The sequence below is a fragment of the Amycolatopsis lurida genome (genome assembly GCF_900105055.1).
GTDB classification, from domain to species: Bacteria; Actinomycetota; Actinomycetes; order Mycobacteriales; family Pseudonocardiaceae; genus Amycolatopsis; species Amycolatopsis lurida.
In genome coordinates this window covers 1,052,422-1,075,194 of the sequence record NZ_FNTA01000004.1, presented here as the reverse complement: position 1 = coordinate 1,075,194, position 22,773 = coordinate 1,052,422, and the positions used below count along the sequence as shown (strand labels likewise).

Here is a 22,773-nt window from a genome sequence, read left to right as displayed (position 1 = left end):
GTCAAGCGGGTGCTTTCGAGAGGCCTTCGTCACCTGGGGCGCGCCACTCGTAAGAATGAGCGTCCGCTCCTGCTAGTGTCGGTTCGATTTCCTCGCCAAGCAGGAAGTCGACGTCCTTTAAGGACCCGTCCAGAGAGGCGGGGAAGGAGGTCCGCCTTGTCGTCACGCCCGCGTGGCGCGGCGGAACCGGCGGGAGAGCGCGAGCTGCTCTCGTCCGGCGATGTCGCGCGCACGATCGCCCGAATGGCCCACCAGGTCATCGAGAAGACCGCTCTCGGTGCCGGTGGCTCGACTCCGCCCGTGTTGCTGGGCATCCCCACCCGGGGGACCCCGCTCGCCCTGCGGCTCGCGGACAAGATCGCCGAGTTCTCCGGCATCCGTCCGCCGACCGGCGCGCTGGACATCACGCTCTACCGTGATGATCTCCGCCGCCGCCCGCCCCGCGCGCTCGAACATTCGCAGCTGCCGCCGACCGGTATCGACGACGCGGTGGTGATCCTGGTCGACGACGTGCTGTTCTCCGGCCGCACCATCCGCGCCGCCCTCGACGCCCTGCGCGACCACGGCCGCCCGCGCGCGGTCCAGCTGGCCGTGCTGGTCGACCGCGGCCACCGCGAACTCCCGATCCGCGCCGACTACGTGGGCAAGAACGTGCCCACCTCGCGCGCCGAGGGGATCGAGGTCCTGCTGTCCGAAGTGGACGGACGGGACTCGGTTCTGCTTCGCGCGCAACCAGAAGGAGATCGATCGTGAAGCACCTGCTCGCCACCGACGGGCTCGACCCGGCGCTCGCGACAGCCGTGCTGGACACCGCCGAAGAGCTCAAGCACACCTTGCTGGGCCGCGAGGTCCGCAAACTGCCGACGTTGCGCGGCCGCACCGTCATCACGCTGTTCTACGAGAACTCGACCCGCACCCGCGTCTCGTTCGAGATCGCGGGGAAGTGGATGAGCGCCGACGTGATCAACGTCTCCGCGTCCAGTTCCTCGGTCAACAAGGGCGAATCGCTGCGGGACACCGCGCTGACGCTGGCCGCGGCCGGCGCCGACTGCGTGATCATCCGGCATCCCGCGTCCGGTGCGGCGCAGCGGCTTTCGGGCTGGCTCGCCGAAGCGGGGACGGCGGTCGTCAACGCCGGGGACGGCACCCACGAGCATCCGACGCAGGCGCTGCTCGACGCGGCCACGCTGCGGGAGCGCCTCGGCTCGTTCGAGGGCCGCCGCATCGGGATCGTCGGCGACGTCCTGCACAGCCGGGTCGCGCGGTCGAACATCCACCTGCTGTCCTCGCTGGGCGCGGAGGTGGTGCTCGTCGCGCCGCCGACGCTGCTGCCCGCCGGCGTGGAGAGCCTGCCGGTCACGGTGTCGCACGAACTCGACGCCGAACTGCCCGCGCTCGACGCGGTCATGATGCTGCGGGTCCAGGCGGAGCGGATGCACGGGGGCTTTTTCCCGAGCGCCCGCGAGTACTCGATCGCGTACGGCCTCAACGAACGGCGGATGAAGCTCTTGCCCGAGCACGCCGTCGTCCTGCACCCCGGCCCGATGCTGCGCGGGATGGAGATCGCCTCGGCGGTCGCCGACTCCCCGGCCTCGGCCATCACCGAACAGGTCCGCAACGGCGTCCACGTGCGCATGGCGGTCCTTTACCACTTGCTCGCCAGCGAAGGAGCCGCCGCGTGACCACCGTCCTGATCAAGGGCGCCCGACCCTACGGCGAGGGCGATCCGGTCGACGTGCTCGTCGAGGACGGGGTCATCACCGGCATGAGTGACACCGCTGCGATCGACGTGCCCGAAGACGCCGAAGTGATCGAAGCGGGCGGCCAGGTGCTGCTCCCCGGTTTCGTCGACCTCCACACCCACCTGCGCGAACCCGGCCGCGAGGACACCGAGACCATCGCCACCGGCTCGGCCGCGGCGGCGCTCGGCGGCTACACCGCGGTGTTCGCCATGGCCAACACCGACCCGGTGGCCGACAACGCGGTGATCGTCGACCACGTGTGGCGCCGCGGCCAGGAGGCCGGGCTGGTCGACGTGCACCCGGTCGGCGCGGTCACCGTGGGCCTCAAGGGCGAGAAGCTCGCCGAACTGGGCACCATGGCGAAATCCGAAGCCCAGGTGAAGGTGTTCTCCGACGACGGCCTCTGCGTCGCGGACCCGCTGCTCATGCGCCGCGCGCTGGAGTACTCGACGGCGCTCGGCGTGGTCATCGCGCAGCACGCCGAGGAGCCGCGGCTGACCGTCGGCGCGCAAGCGCACGAAGGTGAGCAGGCCGCGCGCCTGGGTTACACCGGCTGGCCCGCTTCGGCGGAGGAGTCGATCGTCGCCCGTGACTGCCTGCTCGCCGAGCACGCGAACGCGCGGCTGCACGTCTGCCATGTTTCGACCTCGGGTACCGCGGACATCCTCAAATGGGCCAAGGACCGCGGCACCAAGGTCTCGGCCGAGGTCACCCCGCACCACCTGCTGCTGACCGACGAGCGGCTCGCGACCTACGACCCGGTCAACAAGGTCAACCCGCCGCTGCGCACGGAGTCCGACGCCGAGAAGCTGCGCGCCGCGCTCGCCGAGGGCGTCATCGACTGCGTCGCCACGGACCACGCGCCGCACGCGGTCCAGGACAAGGACTGCGAGTGGAGTTCGGCCAGGCCGGGCATGCTCGGGTTGCAGACCGCGCTGTCGATCGTGGTCGAGACCATGGTTCGCACCGGCCTGCTGGACTGGCGGGGCGTCGCGCGCGTGATGAGCGAGCGGCCCGCCGAGATCGGCAACCTGACCGACCACGGCCGTCCGATCGAGGTCGGCGAACCGGCGAACCTGACGCTGGTGGACCCGGACACCGAATGGACCGTGCGAGGGGCCGAGTTCGCGAGCATCGCGGCGAACACCCCGTACGAAGGAATGCGGCTCCCCGGCGTGGTGACGGCGACGTTGCTGCGCGGGCGGATCACCGCACGGGAAGGGAAGATCGCATCATGAGCGACCGGCTTCTGCTGACCCTGGCGGTCTTCGCCTTCTTCCTGTTCTGCGTCTTCCTGATGTGGCGCGGCTGGCGCCGGAAGTCCCGCGCGCAGAGCGTGCAGGTGCCGCCGTTCCCGGAGATCCCCGCGGAGCCTGGTGAGGCGTCGCTCGAATCGACCGGCGTCTACATCAGCACCACCACGGCGGGGCACTGGCAGGAGCGCGTGGTCACCCGCGGCGCCGGCCTGCGCACCGGCGCGGTGTGGCGCCTGCACGAAGAAGGCATCGCCATCGAACGCGGCGGCGCCCCGGACTTCTGGATCCCGCGCGCGTCCGTCACCGGCGTCCGCAAGGACAAGGGGATGGCCGGGAAGGTGATGGGCATCGACGCGCTGCTCGTCGTCACCTGGCTGGCGGGCGACGTCGAACTGGACACCGGATTCCGCGGGGACGACGTCGACGACTATCCACAGTGGATCGAAGCTTTGCAAGACACCCGCAACGACATCAAGGGAGGTGCCTGATGAGCACCGCGAACAGCACCAGGACCCCCGCCGCGCTGGTCCTCGAAGACGGCCGCGTGTTCCGCGGCTCCGCGTACGGCGCTCGCGGCCGCAGCCTGGGTGAGGCGGTGTTCTGCACCGGCATGACCGGCTACCAGGAGACGCTGACCGATCCCTCCTACCACCGGCAGATCGTGGTCCAGACCGCGCCGCAGATCGGCAACACCGGCTGGAACGACGAGGACGACGAGTCCTCGCGGATCTGGGTCTCGGGCTACGTCGTCCGCGACCCGGCGCGCACCCCGTCCAACTGGCGGTCCAAGCGCACGCTGGACGAGGAACTGGAGCGCCAGGGCGTCGTCGGGATCTCCGAGGTGGACACCCGGACGCTGACCCGGCACCTGCGCGAGCAGGGCGCCATGCGGTCCGGCGTGTTCTCCGGTGACGCGCTGGGCACCGACGAGGAGATGCTCGCGCAGGTGCAGGCGAGCCCGCAGATGAAGGGCGCCGACCTCGCCGGCGAAGTCACCACGAAGCAGGCGTACGTCGTCGAGGCGCAGGGCGAACGGAAGTTCCGCGTGGCCGCGCTGGACTTGGGAATCAAGTCCAACACCCCGCGCATGATGGCCGCGCGCGGCATCGAGGTGCACGTCCTGCCCTCGTCGTCCACTGTGGACGAACTGCTCGCCGTCGAGGCGGACGGCGTGTTCCTGTCCAACGGCCCCGGCGACCCGGCGACCACCGCGCACGCCACGGAGCTGACGAAATCGGTGCTGCAGCGGGAGATCCCGCTGTTCGGCATCTGCTTCGGCAACCAGATCCTCGGCCGCGCGCTGGGGCTGGGCACCTACAAGATGCGCTATGGCCACCGCGGCATCAACATCCCGGTGATCGACGTGGCCACCAAACGTGTCGCGATCACCGCGCAGAACCACGGTTTCGCCCTCGAAGGCGAGCCAGGCCAGCGGTTCGAGACGCCGTTCGGCGCCGCGCAGATCTCGCACTACTGTCCGAACGACGACACCGTCGAAGGTGTCCGCGCGTTCGACGTCCCCGCGTTCTCGGTGCAGTACCACCCCGAGGCCGCCGCCGGCCCGCACGACGCGGCCCCCCTGTTCGATGAGTTCGTCAGCTTGATGGAGAAGGCCAAGTAATGCCGAAGAGGACAGACATCCAGCACGTGCTGGTGATCGGCTCCGGGCCGATCGTGATCGGCCAGGCGGCGGAGTTCGACTACTCCGGCACCCAGGCCTGCCGCGTACTCCGCGAAGAGGGACTGCGCGTCTCGCTGGTGAACTCGAACCCGGCGACGATCATGACCGACCCCGAGTTCGCCGACGCCACCTACATCGAGCCGGTCACGCCGGAATTCGTCGAGAAGGTCATCGCGGAGGAGCGCCCCGACGCGATCCTCGCGACGCTGGGCGGGCAGACGGCGCTGAACTGCGCGGTCGCCCTGCACGAGCGCGGTGTCCTCGAGAAGTACGGCGTCGAGCTGATCGGCGCCGACGTCGAGGCCATCCAGCGCGGCGAGGACCGGCAGAAGTTCAAGGACATCGTCCGCACGATCGGCGGCGAGGTGCCGCGGTCGCGGGTCTGCCACGACATGGACGAGGTCCGCGCGACCGTCGCCGAGGTCGGGCTCCCGGTGGTCATCCGGCCGTCGTTCACCATGGGCGGGCTCGGCTCGGGGATGGCGCACACCGACGAGGAACTGGAGCGGCTCGCCTCCACCGGCCTCACCGAGTCGCCGGTCACCGAGGTGCTCATCGAGGAGAGCGTCCTCGGCTGGAAGGAGTTCGAGCTCGAGCTCATGCGCGACCGGCACGACAACGTGGTGGTCGTCTGCTCGATCGAGAACATCGACGCGATGGGCGTGCACACCGGCGACTCGGTCACCGTCGCGCCCGCGATGACCCTGACCGACCGCGAGTACCAGCACATGCGCGACGTCGGCATCGCCGTGCTGCGCGAGGTCGGCGTCGACACCGGCGGCTGCAACATCCAGTTCGCGATCAACCCCGAGGACGGCCGCATGGTCGTCATCGAGATGAACCCGCGCGTGTCCCGCTCCAGCGCGCTGGCGTCGAAGGCGACCGGTTTCCCGATCGCCAAGATCGCCGCGAAGCTCGCCATCGGCTACACCCTCGACGAGATCCGCAACGACATCACCGGCGAGACCCCTGCGGCCTTCGAGCCGACGCTGGACTACGTCGTGGTGAAGGTGCCGCGGTTCGCCTTCGAGAAGTTCCCCGGTGCGGACCCGACGCTGACCACGACGATGAAGAGCGTCGGCGAGGCGATGTCGTTCGGCCGCAGCTTCCCCGAGGCGCTCGGCAAGGCGCTGCGGTCCATCGACACCAAGGCCACCGGCTTCTGGACCCGGCCCGACCCCGAGGGGGTGACGCTGAACTCGATTTTAGAGACGCTGCGCACGCCGCACGACGGCCGTCTCTACGAGGTCGAGCGGGCGCTGCGGTTCGGCGCCACGGTCCAGCAGGTGCACGAGGCGTCGGGGATCGACCCCTGGTTCATCGACCAGATCGCCCTCATCGGCGAGGTCGGCGCCGAGGTCCGCGACGCCCAGGTCCTCGACGAGCCGCTGCTGCGGCGCGCCAAACGGATCGGCCTTTCCGACCGCCAGATCGCCTCGCTGCGGCCGGAACTGGCCGGGGAGGACGGCGTCCGCGCGCTGCGCCGCCGTCTCGGCGTGCGGCCGGTGTACAAGACCGTCGACACGTGTGCGGCCGAGTTCGCGGCCAAGACGCCGTACCACTACTCGGCCTACGAGACCGACCCCGCGGCACAGTCGGAGATCACCGCGCAGACCGACAAGCCGAAGGTGCTGATCCTCGGCTCCGGGCCGAACCGCATCGGGCAGGGCATCGAGTTCGACTACTCGTGCGTGCACGCCGCGATCGCCCTGCGCGAGGCCGGTTTCGAGGCCGTCATGGTCAACTGCAACCCCGAGACCGTCTCCACCGACTACGACACCTCGGACCGGCTGTACTTCGAGCCGCTGTCGTTCGAGGACGTGCTCGAAGTGGTCAACGCCGAGCAGGAGTCGGGCACCGTCGCCGGGGTCATCGTGCAGCTGGGCGGCCAGACCCCGCTCTCGCTCGCGAAGCGCCTCGCCGACGCCGGTGTCCCGGTGATCGGCACCTCCCCGGACGCGATCCACCTCGCCGAGGACCGCGGCGCGTTCGGCGAGGTCCTCACCGACGCCGGGTTGCCCGCGCCGAAGTACGGCACGGCGACCTCGTTCGAGGGCGCGAAGCGGATCGCCGACAAGATCGGCTACCCGGTCCTGGTCCGGCCGTCCTACGTGCTCGGCGGACGCGGCATGGAGATCGTGTACGACGAGGAATCCCTCGCCGGCTACATCCACCGCGCCACCGAGGTCACCCCCGAGCACCCGGTGCTGGTGGACCGGTTCCTCGACGACGCCATCGAGATCGACGTCGACGCGCTGTTCGACGGCGACGAGCTCTTCCTCGGCGGCGTCATGGAGCACATCGAGGAGGCCGGGATCCACTCCGGCGACTCCTCGTGCGCGCTGCCGCCGATCACGCTGGGCCGGACCGACATCGAGACGGTGCGCCGCTCGACCGAGGCCATCGCGCGCGGTGTCGGCGTCCGCGGGCTCCTGAACGTCCAGTACGCGCTCAAGGACGACGTCCTGTACGTCCTGGAGGCCAACCCGCGCGCCTCGCGGACGGTGCCGTTCGTGTCCAAGGCGACCGCGGTGCCGCTGGCCAAGGCGGCCGCGCTGATCATGACCGGCTCGTCGATCAAGGATCTGCGCGAGTCCGGCGTCCTCCCGGCCGAGGGTGACGGCGGCCACATGCCCGCCGATTCGCCGGTCGCGGTCAAGGAGGCGGTCCTGCCGTTCCACCGCTTCCGCACGCCCGAGGGCCACGGCGTCGACTCGCTGCTCGGCCCGGAGATGAAGTCCACCGGCGAGGTCATGGGCGTGGACGTCTCCTTCGGCAAGGCGTTCGCCAAGTCGCAGGCCGGCGCCTACGGTTCGCTGCCGACGTCGGGCAAGGTGTTCGTCTCCGTCGCCAACCGCGACAAGCGTTCGCTGGTGTTCCCGGTGAAGCGGCTGGCGGACCTCGGTTTCGAGATCCTCGCCACGTCGGGCACCGCGGAAGTGTTGCGGCGCAACGGGATCGCCTGCACCGTCGTGCGCAAGCACTACGAGGGTTCCGCCGAAGGCGAACAGAACGTCGTCGACGTCATCCTCAGCGGTGAGGTGCAGATGGTGATCAACACGCCTTACGGCAACAGCGGTCCCCGCATCGACGGCTACGAGATCCGCACCGCCGCGGTGTCGAGGGACATCCCCTGCATCACCACGGTGCAGGGCGCGGCGGCGGCCGTGCACGGGATAGAGGCCGTCATCAAGGGCGACATCGGCGTGCGGTCGCTGCAGAGCCTCCAGGCGGCGCTGAAGGCCAAGGCGTGAGCGAGCGGTTCGGGGCGAGGCTGGCGCGGGCGGTCGCCGAGAAGGGACCGCTCTGCGCCGGGATCGACCCCCATCCCGGGCTGCTCCAGGCGTGGGGTCTCCCGGCGGACGCGAGCGGACTGGAGAAGTTCGCCCTCACGGCCGCTGAGACGATCGCGCCCGAGGTCGCGGTGATCAAGCCCCAGTCGGCCTTTTTCGAGGCCTACGGGCCTCCTGGGGTCGCCGTTCTGGCCAAGACGATGAAGGTGTGCCGGGAGGCGGGCGCGCTCGTCCTGCTGGACGTCAAACGCGGCGACATCGGTTCGACGATGGCGGCGTACACGGCGGCGTTCCTGCCCGCCGGCGCGGAACTCGAGGCGGACGCCATCACGGTGTCGCCGTACCTCGGGTTCGGTTCGCTGGCGCCCGCGATCGACGTCGCGCAGGCACAGGGCAAGGGGCTGATCGTGCTCGCGCGCACCTCGAATCCGGAGGCGCAGGGGCTGCAGAACGCCTTGCTGCCCAACGGAAAGACCGTCGCGCAGGACATCGTCGACACGGCGGCCGCGTACAACACAGGCGTCGGCCCCTTGGGTGACATCGGCGTCGTCGTCGGCGCCACCATCGCGCCGGGAGAACTCGATCTGAGCAAGCTGAACGGTCCGATCCTGGCGCCCGGTTTCGGGGCCCAGGGAGCCACCGTGGCCGATCTCCGGGGCCTTTTCGGCCCAGGACTCCCGGGTGTGCTCCCGGCGTCCTCTCGTGACGTCCTCAAGCACGGACCGGACCCGGAGGCGTTGCGTGCGGCCGTTCGGCGGACCCGGGATTCCCTCGGTCCCCTGGAAAAAGGCCAATAGCAGGCCCGGGAATCCGTCATGACCAGCCACCCCCGCATTGTGGGCCGAGGTAACGGGTGGGTACCGTCGCCACACCCACCCAGATTTGAGAACTACCGGAGGAAAACGTGGCACTTCCCCAGCTGACAGAGGAACAGCGCGCTGCGGCGCTGGAGAAGGCCGCCGCCGCCCGCCGCATCCGTGCTGAGCTGAAGGAGCGGCTGAAGCGGGGCGGTACCACTCTGGTCGACGTGTTGAAGCAGGCCGAGGAGAACGAAGTCCTCGGCAAGATGAAGGTCTCGGCTCTGCTCGAGGCTCTTCCGGGCGTCGGCAAGGTCCGTGCCCAGCAGACCATGGAACGACTGGAGATCGCACCCAGCCGTCGTCTTCGCGGCCTCGGCGACCGGCAGCGCAAGGCGCTGCTGGCCGAATTCAGCGGCGAGTGAGCGGCACCGGTCAGGGCCACCCGGTGAACCCGGGCGCTGACCGCGGCGGTGAGCCGGTGGCGGGAGTCGAATCCCGGCACCGGCTCACGGTCGTCTCAGGGCCTTCGGGGGTCGGGAAGTCGAGCGTGGCCAAGGAGCTGCGCAAGCTGGATCCGGAGATCTATTTCAGCGTCTCGGTGACCACCAGGAAGCCGAGGCCGGGTGAGGTGGACGGCGAGCACTACCACTTCATCGACCGGGCCGAGTTCGACCGCATGGTCGCCGGCGGCGAACTGCTGGAACACGCCGAGTTCGCGGGCAACTGCTACGGCACCCCGCGCGGGCCCGTCGAGCGGGTGCTCGCCGAAGGCCGCAACGCGATCCTGGAGATCGAACTCCAGGGCGCCCGGCAGGTCCGCAAGGCGATGCCGGAGGCCCGGCTGGTGATGCTGATGCCGCCGTCGTGGGACGAACTGGTCGGCAGGCTGACCGGCCGCGGCACCGAAAACGAGGCCGCGGTGAAGGCCAGGCTGGCCGAGGCCGAACGCGAACTCGCCGCCGCCGGGGAGTTCGACGAGCGCGTCGTCAACGCCGACGTGCGAGAGGCCGCTGAGCAGTTGCTAAACTTGATAACCGGCGACAACTAGACCCGAAGATTCGGAGCACCACGAGTGACGACTCAGGCCACGCTGCACGAAGAGCTCGAAGGCATCACCAACCCGCCCATCGACGACCTCCTCGAGAAGGTCAGCTCGAAGTACGCGCTGGTGATCTACTCGGCCAAGCGCGCTCGCCAGATCAACGACTACTACGCCCAGCTGGGCGAAGGCCTGCTGGAGTACGTCGGCCCGCTGGTCGAGCCGGGCCCGCGCGAGAAGCCGCTGTCCATCGCCCTGCGCGAGATCCACGGCGGCCTGCTCGAGCACACCGAGGGTGAATAAGCCCCGCGTCGTACTGGGCGTGGGTGGCGGGATCGCCGCCTACAAGGCCTGTGAGGTCTTGCGCGGACTGACCGAATCCGGTCACGACGTCCGCGTGGTCCCCACCGAAGCCGCGCTGAACTTCGTCGGCGCGGCCACCTTCGAGGCACTGTCCGGGAACCCGGTGCACACCGGCGTGTTCACCGAAGTGCCCGAGGTCCAGCACGTCCGCGTCGGCAAGGAAGCCGATCTGGTGATCGTCGTGCCCGCCACGGCGAACCTGCTCGCCAAGGCCGCGCACGGCATCGCGGACGACCTGCTGACCAACACCCTGCTCACCGCCCGGTGCCCGGTCGCCTTCTTCCCGGCGATGCACACCGAGATGTGGGAGCACCCGGCCACCCGCGACAACGTGGCGCTGCTGCGCTCGCGCGGTCTGGTCGTCGCCGAACCCGCCGCCGGCAGGCTCACCGGCAAGGACACCGGCAAGGGGCGGCTCGCCGACCCCGCCGAGATCGTCGACCTCGCCCGGCTCCTGCTCGCCGTCCCGAAGGCCCTCCCGCGCGACCTCGAAGGCGTGCGCGTGGCCATTTCGGCGGGCGGCACCCGTGAACCACTGGACCCCGTCCGGTATCTGGGCAACCGTTCGTCGGGCAAGCAGGGCTATGCGCTGGCCAGGGTCGCCGCCCAGCGCGGCGCCGAGGTCACGCTGGTCGCCGCGCACACCGTGGCGCTGCCGGAGCCCGCGGGCGCGAAGGTCGTCCACGTGTCGACGGCCGAGGAGATGCGCCGCGCCATGCACGCCGAGGCCGCCTCCGCCGACGTCCTCGTGATGGCCGCCGCCGTCGCCGATTTCCGGCCATCGAACCAGGCGGACCACAAGATCAAGAAGTCCGACGACACGCCGGACCCCGTGGTCGAACTCGCGCGCAACGCGGACATCCTGGCCGAACTGGTGCGAAACCGGGCAAACGGCCAGGTGGTCGTCGGTTTCGCCGCCGAAACCGGGGACGACAAGGGCTCCGTCCTCGATCACGCCAGGGTCAAACTGAAGCGCAAGGGTGCGGACCTGCTGGTGGTGAACGCCGTCGGCGAGGGGAAGGCCTTCGGGACCGAGGACAACTCGGGCTGGCTGCTCGGGGCCGACGGCACCGAAATCCCGATCCCGCTCGGCGCCAAGGCCGAACTGGCGTCCACATTGTGGGACGCCGTTGTGACCTTGATGAAGCGTTGAGAGTCCCCCAAGCGATAGTCAGTAGGCTTGATTGCAAGCTGAGGGGTGCCTAACTTACTGGGCATCAGACGTCTAGGTGAGGGAGTGACGGCCACCGTGAGCGCGTCCACGAGCAGACTGTTCACGTCGGAATCGGTGACCGAAGGTCATCCCGACAAAATTTGCGATGCCATCAGCGACTCGATCCTGGACGGTCTGCTGGCTAAAGACCCGCGCAGCCGGGTCGCGGTCGAAACCCTCATCACCACCGGGCAGGTGCACGTCGCCGGAGAGGTGACCACCGAGGCCTACGCGGACATCCCGACCATCGTCCGCGACGTGATCCTGAAGATCGGCTACGACTCTTCGGCCAAGGGCTTCGACGGCAACTCCTGCGGCGTCAACGTCGCGATCGGCTCCCAGTCGCCGGACATCGCGCAGGGCGTCGACACGGCGTACGAGTCCCGCGTGGAGTCCGACGAGGACGAGATCAACCGTCAGGGCGCGGGCGACCAGGGCCTGATGTTCGGCTACGCCTGCTCGGACACCCCCGAGCTGATGCCGCTGCCGATCGCGCTGGCGCACCGGCTCTCGCAGCGGCTGACCAGGGTCCGCAAGGACGGCGTGCTGCCGTACCTGCGGCCGGACGGCAAGACCCAGGTCACCATCGAGTACGCCGGCGACCAGCCGGTGCGGCTCGACACGGTGGTCGTGTCCACCCAGCACGCCGACGGCATCGACCTCGAGCAGATGCTCGGCGTCGACGTCCGCGAGCACGTGGTCGCCCCGGAGATCGCCGAGCTCGGGCTCGACACCTCCAACGTGCGGCTGCTGGTCAACCCGACCGGCCGTTTCGTCATCGGCGGCCCGATGGGTGACGCGGGCCTGACCGGCCGCAAGATCATCGTCGACACCTACGGCGGCATGGCCCGTCACGGTGGTGGCGCGTTCTCCGGCAAGGACCCCTCCAAGGTGGACCGCTCGGCCGCGTACGCGATGCGCTGGGTGGCGAAGAACGTCATCGCCGCCGGTCTCGCCTCGCGGGCCGAGGTCCAGGTGGCGTACGCGATCGGCAAGGCGGCCCCGGTGGGTCTCTTCGTCGAGACCTTCGGCACCGAGACGGTCGACCCGTCGAAGATCCAGGCCGCCATCCAGGAGGTCTTCGACCTGCGTCCGGCCGCGATCATCCGCGACCTCGACCTGCTTCGCCCGATCTACGCGCCGACGGCCGCGTACGGCCACTTCGGCCGTCCCGAGCTGGATCTCCCGTGGGAGAGCACGGCGCGGGCCGCGGACCTGAAGTCGGCCGCGGGCGCCTGATCCGCCTGTTCCGTCCGTGAAGGCCTCCTTGCCTACCTTGAGGGTGGGGAAGGAGGCCTTCATGGCGTCCGGGCTGTGTGCTCCGGGCGTGATTCGGGTCGGAGCCCGGTTGCGCGTGTGTCGTCCATCCAGTCACGCGTGTCGTCCGCCGGATCACACGTGTCGTCCCTTCGACCACGCGAGGCCGCCAGCTTGAGATCCCGGCCTGCGTGGTGGTGGCGCGTCTTTGCTTGCCGGAGGTACATGAAGGGGTCCGTCCTGTACCTAGGCGCAAGGAAGGGGGCCTTCATGTACTCGGAGGGGCCTTCACCCGCGGCCGTTGTGACTGCTGATGTACCTGTGGCGAACGGGGCGTTGCCTGGCACTCTGCGGCAGGAATCGCACGCGGTGACAGGCGGTGGCGACGGAGTCTGGTAGAGATCACGGGGTGAGCAGCAGTCCCGAACCGACCCCGCTGTGGGACCTTCCGGAGCCGAAGGCCGAGCCGGCGCGGAAGGCCAAACCGGCGCGCGCGAAGACGGCCAGCCGTCGCGGCGCGCAGAACCCCGCGCCCGAGAACCCGGTCGCGCGGATCGTCGTGGACATCCCGCTCACGCATCTCGACCGGACCTTCGACTACCGGATCCCGGAGAAGCTGCACGAAGCCGCCGTGCCCGGTTGCCGGGTCCGCGTCCGGTTCGCGGGCCAGCTCGTCGACGGGTATCTCGTCGAGCGCGCCGACACCACGGAGTTCACCGGGAAGCTCGCGTACATCGACAGGGTGACTTCCAGCGAGCCGGTGCTGCCACCGGCGCTGCACACGCTCTGCCGGTCCGTCGCGGACCGTTATGGCGGCACGCTCAGTGACGTCCTGCGGCTCGCGATCCCGTCCCGCCACGCGAAGGTGGAAGCCGAACCACCCGCCGAACCCGCGCGGACGCCGGAGCCACCCGAAACCGCGGCCTGGGAGAGGTACCAAAGTGGCCCCGCTTTCCTGGAGGCCGTCGCGGAACGGCGTCCGGCCAACGCCGTCTGGCAGGCACTACCGGGTGAGGACTGGCCTCGCCGCCTCGCCGAAGCGGCCACCGTCGCGGCCGCCGCCGGACGCGGCGTCGTCATGGTCGTCCCCGACCACCGCGACCTGACGCGGCTGCACGACGCGTGTGTTTCCTTGCTGGGCGCCGATTCCGTGGTCGCGCTGATCGCCGGGCTGGGGCCCGCCGAGCGCTACCGCCGCTGGCTCGCGGTGCTGCGCGGCGCGGTGCGCGTCGTCGTCGGCACACGCGCGGCGATGTTCGCGCCGGTCGCCGATCCCGGCCTGTTCGTGGTGTGGGACGACGGCGACGACGTCCACCTCGACCAGCACGCGCCGTACCCCCACGTCCGCGACGTGCTGATGGACCGCGCGCATGCCGCGAAGGGATCCATGCTCGTCGCCGGGTTCGCGCGGACCGCCGAGGCGCAGTTCCTGGTGGAATCGGGCTGGGCGCAGCCCCTCGTGGCGGCGCGCCCCGAACTGCGGTCGGCCGCGCCGCGGGTCACGCCGGTCGGTGAGGACTTCGACGTCGCCCGGGATGAAGCAGCGAAGGCCGCGCGCCTCCCATCGGTCGCTTTCGAGGCGGCGCGGCAGTCGCTGGCCGGTGGATTCCCCGTGCTGGTCCAGGTTCCGCGTCGCGGTTACGTCCCGGGGCTCGCTTGCGGCAACTGCCGGACGTCGGCGCATTGCCGTCGTTGCGCCGGTCCGTTGTCCTTGCCCGGTGGGCTGATCGACGGCTCACCGAGGCCGCCCGCGTGCCGGTGGTGCGGCGTCCCCGAGACGAACTTCCATTGCGCCGCTTGCGGTTCGGTGCGGTTGCGGGCGGTCGTCGTCGGCTCCAAGCGGACCGCGGAGGAACTGGGCCGGGCGTTCTCCGGCTTTCCGGTGCGGACCTCGGGCGCGACGGAGGTCTTGGCGTCGGTGCCCGGCAAACCGGCCCTCGTGGTGTGCACGCCGGGAGCCGAGCCGGTCGCGGAAGGCGGCTACGGCGCGGCGCTGCTGCTCGATGGCTGGGCACTGCTCGGACGGCAGGACCTGCGCGCGGGGGAGGAGACCCTGCGCCGCTGGATGGCGGCCGCGGCCCTGGTGCGGCCGGGGACCGAGGGCGGTCGCGTGTTCGTCGGCGCGGAAGCGGGCCTTTCCGTCGTGCAGGCGCTGGTGCGCTGGGATCCGGGCTGGCACGCGAGCCTGGAACTGGCCGAGCGGCGCGAACTCGGCTTCCCGCCCGCGATGCGGATGGCGAGTATCGAGGGCACGCCGGACGCGGTCGCCGGACTGCTCGACGACCTCGCTCTCCCGGAGTCCGGCGAGGTCCTGGGTCCGGTGCCGCTCGGCGAGGTCGACGAGGACGGCAACGCCGAACGGGAGCGGGCACTGGTGCGCGTCGCACGTCCGGAAGGGAAGGCACTCGCCGCCGCGATCCACGCGGCCGCCGCCCGCCGGGACGCGCGCAAGGCCGCCGAACCCATCCGGATCCAGCTGGACCCCTTGGAGCTCATCTAACCCCCCGCGTTTCGTCATCCGGATGCGGTAGTTCGGCCTCGAACTACCGCATCCAGGTGACTGATCGCGTGGGGTCAGAGGGTTGTGCCGGGGATGGCGAGGACGTCGGCGCGGGCCGAAGCACCCGGAGCGGGCGAAGCGGGTTTGGTGGCCGTGCCGCCGAGTGCGGCGGTGAGCAGGGTGACGATCTGCGAGGAGATCGCCGCCCGCCGCGCCTCGAAATCGGCGTCGGTCAGCGCCGAAGGATCGGCGGGCGTGCCGAGGACGGGCGTGTGCAGATGCCCGCCCGCGATACCCGTCAGGCCGAGCCCCGTCCGGAGCCGGTTGCTCCTGAACATCGACTCATTCGACAAGTAGTTGCCGCCGCCACCGGAAGCGGCGATCTCGCCGGGCTTCGGCGCGTCCGTCCGGCAGACCGCCGTTCCCACTCCTGGGTTGCCGCTGTCCGGCCAGACGCAGAACGCCTGGTTGTACAGCACCTGGTACGCCCCGGCGGGCGCGGCGAGCATCTTTTCGTACGGCAGCGTGGTTTCGATGAACTGGACGTCCGGCTGCGGCCAGCCGTCGGCGGGCGGGACCGGGCCGCGGACGGGCTCGTCGAGGTTGTCCGGCGACCCGCCGCGCCAGGCGCCGGCCCAGCGTTCGATGTCGAAGCGGCCGGGGCGGCCCTGGCTGATGGTCATGATCAGCTCCGGGCGGCGGAAGCGGTCCTTGAACGCCTGACCGTAGGCCGCCTCGACGATGCCGGCGTCGAAGTAGCTCCACACCACCGGGAACGAGACGGCCTGCACCTGCGCGGGCCCGGCCGGGGTCTGGATCACCTTGCCGTCCAGGTGCAGCGCCGCCGCGCCCGACGGGTTCGCGATGCGGACGCCCGCGCCGTTGAGGGTGAACGGGTCGAATCCGCTCACCAGGACGCGTCGCGGCTTCTGGGCGGACGGGAAACGGGCGTCGTCGAGTCCTCGCGCGCCGAAGTCGAACGTCTTCAGCAGCTCCGCGCGGGCGGGCGCGGACAGCGGGAAGCGCGGAGTCCACTCCCGCAGCGCCTTGCTCATCTGCAGGCGTGCCCAGTAGAGCGGGCGGTCGTCGGCCTTGTCGATGCTGCCGAGATCGGGACGGCGGCCTTGCGCACGGTCGACCGCGGTCCGCCAGAGCCCATCGCCGGCGGTCACGGCGAGCTTCTCAGCGCGCAAAGCGGTCTTCGTCGCGCAAAGACGGGTCGTGAAGTCGGAGACGAGCCGGTCGAATCCGGCGAGCCGGACCAGCTCCGGACCGACCGCCGGGCCGCCGGAAGGCAGGGTCGCGGTGAGCCGTTTCTCCTCGACGGTGATCGCCGCGGACTCGTCGAAGCAGGCGCGGGCGCCTTCGGCGTGCGCGACGCCGGGGACCGCGAGGACGGGGAGGACGATGAGCAGCGGGAGGAGCGCGCTCCACCGCCTGCCGGGTGTCTTCATGGACCGCATTCTTCTCATCGAGGCCGGGCCGCACTACCGACGTTCGCAGGTCCGGCCGGGTCTTGTCCGGGGTGGACAGGCGGGGCAGACTCGCGCCATGGCCGCGCACAGAAGCACTCTGGGACGCATCACCGCAGTCACCGCGATCGCCGCACTGGTCGGCACGGCCGCGCCGGGAACCGCGGCCGCGGCACCACCGACACCCAAGTCGCCGACCGCCGTCGGCTATCTGGGCGCGGTGTCGAGTATCGACGCGGACGCGACCGCGATCGGCACGAAGATCCTGCGTGAGGGCGGCAACGCCGTCGACGCCGCCGTCGCGACGGCCGCCGCGCTGGGCGTCACCGACCCGTTCTCCGCCGGCTTCGGCGGTGGCGGCTTCTTCGTCTACTACGACGCGCGCACCGGCAAGGTGCACACTCTCGACGGCCGCGAGACCGCGCCGTCGACGGCGAACGAGAACCTCTTCGTCGAAAACGGCAAGGCGATCCCGTTCCCCGAAGCGGTGACCAGCGGGTTGAGCGTCGGCGTGCCCGGCACACCCGCCACCTGGGACGAAGCCCTGCGCAGGTGGGGGACCAGGTCGCTGGCGAAGGCGGTCAAACCCGCCGAAGAACTCGCCCGCAAGGGTTTCACCGTCGACCAGACCTTCGCCACCCAGATCGCGAACAACGCCGCCCGCTTCTCGGCCTTCCCGTCGACCAGGTCGCTGTACCTGCCCGGCGGCGCGCCGCCCGCGGTCGGCACGACGTTCAAGAACCCGGACCTCGCGGGCACGTACGCCCAGCTCGCCGCCAAGGGCACCGACGTGCTCTACCGAGGCCCGATCGGCGCGGACGTCGTCGACACCGTCCGGAAACCGCCGGTGGACCCCGCGTCGACGCTCAAGGTCCGGCCCGGCGACATGACGGCGGCCGACCTCGCGAAGTACCGCGTCGTCGAGCGGAAGCCGACCAAGACGAAGTACCGCGGCCTCGACGTCTACGGCATGCCCGCGCCGTCGTCCGGCGGGCTGACCGTCGGCGAGGCGCTGAACATCCTCGAGAACACGAAGCTCTCCAAGCTGGAGAAGGCCGACTACCTGCACTACTTCCTGGAGTCGACGCGGTACGCCTTCGCCGACCGCAACCGGTGGATCGGTGACCCGGCCTTCGTCGACGTCCCGGCGAAGGAACTGATCAGCCAGAAGTTCGCCGACAGCCGCGCGTGCCTGATCGACCCCGCGAAGGCCGGGACCAGCCCGGTCGCGCCGGCCGACCCGCGCAAACCCACGCCGTGCGTGGCGGGGACGAACGCCGCGCCGACGCCGTACGAGGGCGAGAACACCACGCACCTCACGGTCGCCGACCGGTGGGGCAACGTCGTGGCGTACACGCTGACCATCGAGCAGGAGGGCGGCAGCGGCATCGTCGTGCCGGGCCGAGGGTTCCTGCTCAACAACGAACTGACCGACTTCTCCTTCACCCCGGTGACGCCGGGCGTGCCCGACCCGAACCTGCCGGGCCCGGCCAAGCGGCCGCGTTCGTCGATGGCGCCGACCATCGTGCTCGATCACGGCAAGCCGTTCCTCGCCGTCGGCTCGCCCGGTGGCGCGTCGATCATCACCACGGTGCTGCAGATCCTCACCGGCCGTATCGACCGCGGCCTGAAGCTCGTCGACGCCATCGCCGAACCGCGCGCTTCGCAGCGGAACTCGACGGCCGCGCAGGTCGAGCAGGCGTTCCTGGACCAGACCGAGGTGCTCAAGGCGCTGAAGGCCAAGGGGCAGGGCTTCTCGACGACGCCCGCCGAGATCGGGGCGGCGACCGGTGTCGAACGGCTGCGGGACGGCCGGTGGCTCGCCGCCGCCGAACCCACGCGCCGGGGTGGCGGCGCGGCGGCCGTCGTGCTGCCCTGGCCACCCAGGTAGCCGAAGGACGCTTTCCCCGTATCTCACGCGGTGAAGGGCGCTTTCCCCACATGACATGCGGGGAAAGCGTCCTTCAGCCCCCACGAGTGGAGCGAGCGCGCCGGGGTGGTGAGCTCCTTCTAGACTGAGCGGCGATGTTCGCCCAGTCAGAGGTACCCGTCCCCCCGGCGGAGGTGCGTTGATGCGCCTCGTCTTCGCCGGCACCCCCGAACCCGCCGTCCCGTCACTGCGCGCGCTCTTGGCGTCCGAGCAGCACGAGGTCGTCGCCGTCGTGACCCGCCCGGACGCCCAGGCCGGCCGCGGCCGCCGGGTGGTCCGATCGCCGATCGGCGCGCTGGCCGACGAGCACGGGATCGAGGTGCTGACCCCGCCGAAGGCGAGTGACCCCGCGTTCCTCGCCCGGCTCGCGGAGATCGCGCCCGACGCGTGCCCGGTGGTCGCGTACGGGGCGTTGCTGCCCCAGGCCGCGCTGGACATCCCGGCGCACGGCTGGGTCAACCTGCACTTCTCGCTGCTGCCCGCGTGGCGTGGCGCCGCGCCGGTCCAGGCCGCGATCCGCGCCGGGGACGAGATCACCGGTGCCTCGACCTTCCGCATCGTCAAGGAACTCGACGCCGGACCGGTCTTCGGCGTGGTCACCGAGCAGATCGCCGACACCGACACCGCCGGGGAGCTGCTCGCCAGGCTGGCGGAGTCGGGGGCGAAGCTGCTCGTGTCCACGATGGACGGAATCGCCGACGGAACGCTGCGCGCGGTGGAGCAGACCGGCGACGGAGTGACCTACGCCCCCAAGGTGACCGTCGAGGACGCGCGGGTCTCGTTCGCCGACCCGGCCACCGCCGTCGACCGGCAGATCCGCGCGGTCACGCCGGAACCGGGCGCTTGGGCGGAGTTCCGGGGCGAGCGGCTGAAGCTCGGCCCCGTGACGGTCGCCGACGAGCCGGGCCCTCCGCCCGGCGAACTGGTCGTGGAGCGCAAGCGGGTCCTGGTCGGCACGGCGTCGAAGCCGGTGCGGCTGGGCGAGGTGCAGGCGCAGGGGAAGAAGCGGATGGCGGCCACCGACTGGGCGCGCGGTACGAGGATCGAACAAGGAGAGCGCCTGCAGTGAACGAGCGTAGGGAACGCCGGCCGTCGAGGCCGGATCGCGGCCGTCCCGGCCAGCGTAAAGAGGGGCCGAGCCGCCCGCCGCAGATCGACCCGGCCCGTCAGGTCGCCTTCGACGTCCTGCGCGCGGTCCGCGAAGACGACGCGTACGCGAACTTGGTGCTGCCGCAGCTGCTGCGCACCCGCCGGATCTCCGGTCGTGACGCGGCGCTGGCCACCGAACTGACCTACGGCACCTGCCGCGCGGTCGGCATGCTGGACGCCGTCATCGAGGCCTGCCTCGACCGGCCGCTCGCCAAGGTGGACGCCATCGTGCTGGACGGGCTGCGGCTCGGCGCGTACCAGCTGCTGCGCACCCGCATCCCCCAGCACGCCGCCGTCGGGTCCACTGTGGACCTCGTCCGCGCCGAAGTCGGTTCCTGGATCGCGGGTTTCGTGAACGCCGTGCTGCGCTCGGTGTCCGAAAAGGACGAAGAGACCTGGCTGAACGAGCTGGCCCCCGACGAGGCCGTCGACCCGATCGGGGCCTACGCCCTGCGGACGGCGCATCCGCGCTGGGTCGCGCGGTCGTTCGCGGAAGCCTTGGGGGACAAGGGGCCTGAGCTGAAGGCGGCCTTGGAGGCCGACGACGACCGCCCCGACGTCCACCTGGTCGCCCGGCCCGGCGAGATCAGCGCCGACGAACTGGCCGCCATCACCGGCGGCGACGTCGCGCCGTACTCGCCTTACGGCGTCCGGATGCCCGCCGGCTCCGGCGACCCCGGTGACATCGAGCCGATCAAGGAAAAGCTGGCCGCCGTGCAGGACGAGGGCAGCCAGCTGTGTGCTGTCGCCGTCACGAAGGTCCCGCTCACCGGCTCCGACGAGCGCTGGCTGGACCTGTGCGCCGGACCGGGTGGCAAGGCCGCGCTGCTCGGCGCGCTGGCGGCGATCAGCGGCGCGACCGTCGACGCCGTCGAGAAGGCGCCGCACCGCGCGAAGCTGATCGAGAACGCCGTCCAGGGGCTGCCGGTGACGGTCCACGTCGCCGACGGCCGCGAGACCGGTCTCGAACCGGGCTACGACCGCGTCCTCGTCGACGCGCCGTGCAGTGGTCTCGGCTCGCTGCGGCGCCGCCCCGAGGCGCGCTGGCGGCGTCAGCCCAGCGACATCTCGGACCTGACGAAACTGCAGGGCCAGCTGATCACCGCGGCGCTGGACCTGGTCCGGCCCGGCGGCGTCGTCACCTACGTCGTCTGCTCGCCGCATCTGGCCGAGACCGAAGGCGTCGTGGGGGAGACCGCGCGCCGCGCCGGTGCCCAGATCGTCGACGCGCGGGAGTTCTTCCCGGAGGTCCCGCAACTCGGCAACGGCCCGTACGTGCAGTTGTGGCCGCACCGCCACGGTACGGACGCGATGTTCTGCGCCGTCCTGCGGAAGCCGGACTCCGCCGGGTGAGCAGGGTCCTCGGCCTGGTCGCGAGCTCGTGCGGCGGACTGGACACCCGGTTCGCCGCGCAGCTCGCGAAACCGGCCGCGGACCGCGGCTGGGAGCTCGCGATCACGCTGACCCCCACCGCGGCCCGCTGGCTGGAGAAGACCGGCGGGATCGGTGAGCTGGAGAAGCTCACCGAGCTGCCGGTCCGCAGTACCTCCCGGCTGCCGGGCGAACCCCGGCCGCATCCGGACCCCGAGGTGTTCCTCTTCGCGCCGGCGTCCGCGAACTCCGTGGCGAAACTGGCGCTGGGCATCGCCGACAACCAGGCGCTGACCCTGCTCGGCGACGTCCTCGGCACGCCGGGCAGCACGATCGTGCTGGGCTACCAGATCCAGGACACGCGGATCCACCATCCGGCGTGGCAGCGCCATCTCGACACGCTCGTCTCCGCAGGGGTCACCACCGCGAGGCTCAGCCCGGAGGCCTCGTGGACCTCCGTGCTGGACCTGCTGCCGCCGGTCTAGCGGGCGCAGAACCCGGTGTCCAGCGCCTTGGCGAGGTCTTTCGACGCCTTGTCCGGCAACGGATTCTGGTTCACCACGACGTTCACCCGCCTGCCGTGCGGGACGGCGCCCGACAGGTTCGCGTAGCCGACGATGTTCCCTCCGTGCCCCCAGAACCTGCCACCGCACGACAGCGGGACGGAGCCGATGCCGAGGCCGTAGTCCGAGCCGGGAACGCCGCCGGGCCGCGGAACGGTCCGCTGCATCTCCGCCAGCTGCGCGCGCGGCAGGAGGTGGCCGTCGACGAGCGCGCCGTAGAAGCGGTTCAGGTCTTCACCGGTCGAAATGAGCCCGCCGGAGGCGCCGGCGGCCGACGGATCGAATTCGGTGTAATCGACGGGCCCGGGTGCGTAACCCCTGGCGTGCGGGCGCGGCAGCTCTTCGTTCCCGCGCTGCGGCAGGGAGGTTCCGCGCAGGCCCAGCGGTTCGCTGATCCTGCTCCGGATCTCGTCGGCGACGGAGCGGCCGGTGAGTTTTTCGATGAGCATCCCGGCGATGATGTAGTTGGTGTTGGAGTACGCCCAGCTCGTCCCGGGGGCGAACGCCGGAGGATGTGCCAGGCCGATCGCCACCAGTTCTCCGGGTTCCGCGCCGCGATGGCGCCACTCTTCGAGGTCGAGGTCCCGGACGTAGTCGTACAGCCCGCTGGTGTGCTGGAGCAGCTGGCGCACGGTGATCTTCGTGCCGTCGTTGCCGTTCCCGCTGACGAGCCCCGGCAGGTACCGGTCGATCGGCGTGTCCAGCCGCACCTTCCCCTCGGCGACCAGCTGCAGGATCACGACGGCGACGAAGGTCTTGGTGACACTGGCCGCCCGGAACTTCGAACCGTGCGGGAAGGGTGTCCCGGTCTCGACGTTCCCGACGCCTTCGCGCTCCGACCACGTCCGCCCGGACGGGTTCGTCACCGTCGCCTGCGCGCCGGGTACTCCGTCCCGCACCAGCGTTTTCAGCGCTTCGTCGACGTCGTGACGGGCTCCGCCCACGGCGAGCGCCGGGGTGGCCGCCGTCGCGGCGAGCAGCGCGACCAGGGAAGCGGTGGCGATGATCTTCTTGCCTGGCAAGGATTTTCGCATGGATACCAAGCTAGGGAGGCTCCGGCGCGGTGGCCATGGGGTAAACCCCCGCGTCGTACTGGGGGCTGCCCCACCTGTCCGTGAAGGCCTCCTTCCCGACCCTCACAGTA

The 22,773-nt window shown here is 70.7% G+C and carries 19 protein-coding genes; 17 read left to right on the top strand and 2 right to left on the bottom strand.

Going from position 1 to position 22,773, the window contains the following annotated elements; genetic code table 11:
- Positions 1–156: 156 nt before the first annotated feature.
- The 13 genes from pyrR to BLW75_RS10020 all read left to right on the top strand — a co-directional run bounded on the left by pyrR (position 157) and on the right by BLW75_RS10020 (position 15,144).
- Complete coding sequence (gene pyrR, locus BLW75_RS10080) at positions 157–753, top strand: bifunctional pyr operon transcriptional regulator/uracil phosphoribosyltransferase PyrR (RefSeq protein WP_034311664.1); 597 nt, start codon at positions 157–159, stop codon at positions 751–753.
- Entirely contained in the window at positions 750–1,682 is a 933-nt protein-coding gene (locus BLW75_RS10075) for an aspartate carbamoyltransferase catalytic subunit (RefSeq protein ID WP_034311667.1), read from the top strand. The genes pyrR and BLW75_RS10075 overlap by 4 nt, the downstream gene beginning before the upstream one ends.
- On the top strand, positions 1,679–2,980 hold the full coding sequence (locus BLW75_RS10070) for a dihydroorotase (protein WP_034311670.1): 1,302 nt from the start codon (positions 1,679–1,681) through the stop codon (positions 2,978–2,980). The genes BLW75_RS10075 and BLW75_RS10070 overlap by 4 nt, the downstream gene beginning before the upstream one ends.
- Positions 2,977–3,486, top strand: coding sequence for a PH-like domain-containing protein (locus tag BLW75_RS10065; RefSeq protein WP_034311672.1), 510 nt, complete (start codon positions 2,977–2,979; stop codon positions 3,484–3,486). The genes BLW75_RS10070 and BLW75_RS10065 overlap by 4 nt, the downstream gene beginning before the upstream one ends.
- Complete coding sequence (gene carA, locus BLW75_RS10060; protein ID WP_034311673.1) at positions 3,486–4,619, top strand: glutamine-hydrolyzing carbamoyl-phosphate synthase small subunit; 1,134 nt, start codon at positions 3,486–3,488, stop codon at positions 4,617–4,619. The genes BLW75_RS10065 and carA overlap by 1 nt, the downstream gene beginning before the upstream one ends.
- Positions 4,619–7,933: a carbamoyl-phosphate synthase large subunit gene (gene carB, locus BLW75_RS10055; protein WP_034311676.1), complete on the top strand. Its 3,315-nt coding sequence runs from the start codon at positions 4,619–4,621 to the stop codon at positions 7,931–7,933. Before carA ends, carB begins: the two co-directional genes overlap by 1 nt.
- A complete protein-coding gene (gene pyrF / locus BLW75_RS10050) occupies positions 7,930–8,769 on the top strand; it encodes an orotidine-5'-phosphate decarboxylase (RefSeq protein WP_034311679.1) in 840 nt (279 codons plus the stop codon). Before carB ends, pyrF begins: the two co-directional genes overlap by 4 nt.
- A 107-nt stretch (positions 8,770–8,876) precedes the next feature.
- Positions 8,877–9,194 (top strand): integration host factor, actinobacterial type, encoded by a 318-nt coding sequence (gene mihF, locus BLW75_RS10045; RefSeq protein ID WP_003096398.1) that lies wholly within the window; start codon positions 8,877–8,879, stop codon positions 9,192–9,194.
- Entirely contained in the window at positions 9,191–9,820 is a 630-nt protein-coding gene (gene gmk, locus BLW75_RS10040; RefSeq protein ID WP_091597268.1) for a guanylate kinase, read from the top strand. Before mihF ends, gmk begins: the two co-directional genes overlap by 4 nt.
- Before the next feature lie 24 nt (positions 9,821–9,844).
- Positions 9,845–10,114: a DNA-directed RNA polymerase subunit omega gene (gene rpoZ / locus BLW75_RS10035; RefSeq protein ID WP_005152353.1), complete on the top strand. Its 270-nt coding sequence runs from the start codon at positions 9,845–9,847 to the stop codon at positions 10,112–10,114.
- On the top strand, positions 10,107–11,327 hold the full coding sequence (coaBC, locus tag BLW75_RS10030; RefSeq protein ID WP_091597265.1) for a bifunctional phosphopantothenoylcysteine decarboxylase/phosphopantothenate--cysteine ligase CoaBC: 1,221 nt from the start codon (positions 10,107–10,109) through the stop codon (positions 11,325–11,327). The genes rpoZ and coaBC overlap by 8 nt, the downstream gene beginning before the upstream one ends.
- 96 nt (positions 11,328–11,423) lie before the next feature.
- Positions 11,424–12,626, top strand: coding sequence for a methionine adenosyltransferase (metK, locus tag BLW75_RS10025; RefSeq protein ID WP_034311881.1), 1,203 nt, complete (start codon positions 11,424–11,426; stop codon positions 12,624–12,626).
- A gap of 427 nt (positions 12,627–13,053) precedes the next feature.
- On the top strand, positions 13,054–15,144 hold the full coding sequence (locus tag BLW75_RS10020) for a primosomal protein N' (protein ID WP_034311684.1): 2,091 nt from the start codon (positions 13,054–13,056) through the stop codon (positions 15,142–15,144).
- A 74-nt stretch (positions 15,145–15,218) separates the two neighbouring features.
- Here the strand turns inward: BLW75_RS10020 and BLW75_RS10015 are convergent, their stop codons facing one another.
- Complete coding sequence (locus BLW75_RS10015) at positions 15,219–16,598, bottom strand: pyroglutamyl-peptidase I (protein ID WP_167373485.1); 1,380 nt, start codon at positions 16,596–16,598, stop codon at positions 15,219–15,221.
- A gap of 97 nt (positions 16,599–16,695) precedes the next feature.
- Between BLW75_RS10015 and ggt the strand changes: the two genes are divergently transcribed.
- The 4 genes from ggt (at position 16,696) to BLW75_RS09995 (ending at position 21,551) form a co-directional block, all read left to right on the top strand.
- Positions 16,696–18,507 carry a gamma-glutamyltransferase gene (gene ggt / locus BLW75_RS10010; protein WP_034311688.1) on the top strand — a complete coding sequence of 604 codons (1,812 nt, stop codon included), beginning with the start codon at positions 16,696–16,698 and terminating at the stop codon, positions 18,505–18,507.
- Positions 18,508–18,688: 181 nt separating this feature from the next.
- Positions 18,689–19,615 (top strand): methionyl-tRNA formyltransferase, encoded by a 927-nt coding sequence (gene fmt, locus BLW75_RS10005; protein ID WP_034311690.1) that lies wholly within the window; start codon positions 18,689–18,691, stop codon positions 19,613–19,615.
- The gene (locus BLW75_RS10000) at positions 19,612–21,048 is read left to right on the top strand and encodes an RsmB/NOP family class I SAM-dependent RNA methyltransferase (protein WP_091597262.1); all 1,437 of its coding nucleotides are present in this window, start codon (positions 19,612–19,614) and stop codon (positions 21,046–21,048) included. The genes fmt and BLW75_RS10000 overlap by 4 nt, the downstream gene beginning before the upstream one ends.
- On the top strand, positions 21,045–21,551 hold the full coding sequence (locus BLW75_RS09995; protein WP_034311693.1) for a flavoprotein: 507 nt from the start codon (positions 21,045–21,047) through the stop codon (positions 21,549–21,551). The genes BLW75_RS10000 and BLW75_RS09995 overlap by 4 nt, the downstream gene beginning before the upstream one ends.
- On the opposite strand, the gene BLW75_RS09990 is transcribed toward BLW75_RS09995, so the two are convergent.
- Positions 21,548–22,663 carry a serine hydrolase domain-containing protein gene (locus BLW75_RS09990; RefSeq protein WP_034311696.1) on the bottom strand — a complete coding sequence of 372 codons (1,116 nt, stop codon included), beginning with the start codon at positions 22,661–22,663 and terminating at the stop codon, positions 21,548–21,550. The genes BLW75_RS09995 and BLW75_RS09990 overlap by 4 nt on opposite strands.
- Positions 22,664–22,773 lie beyond the last annotated feature (110 nt).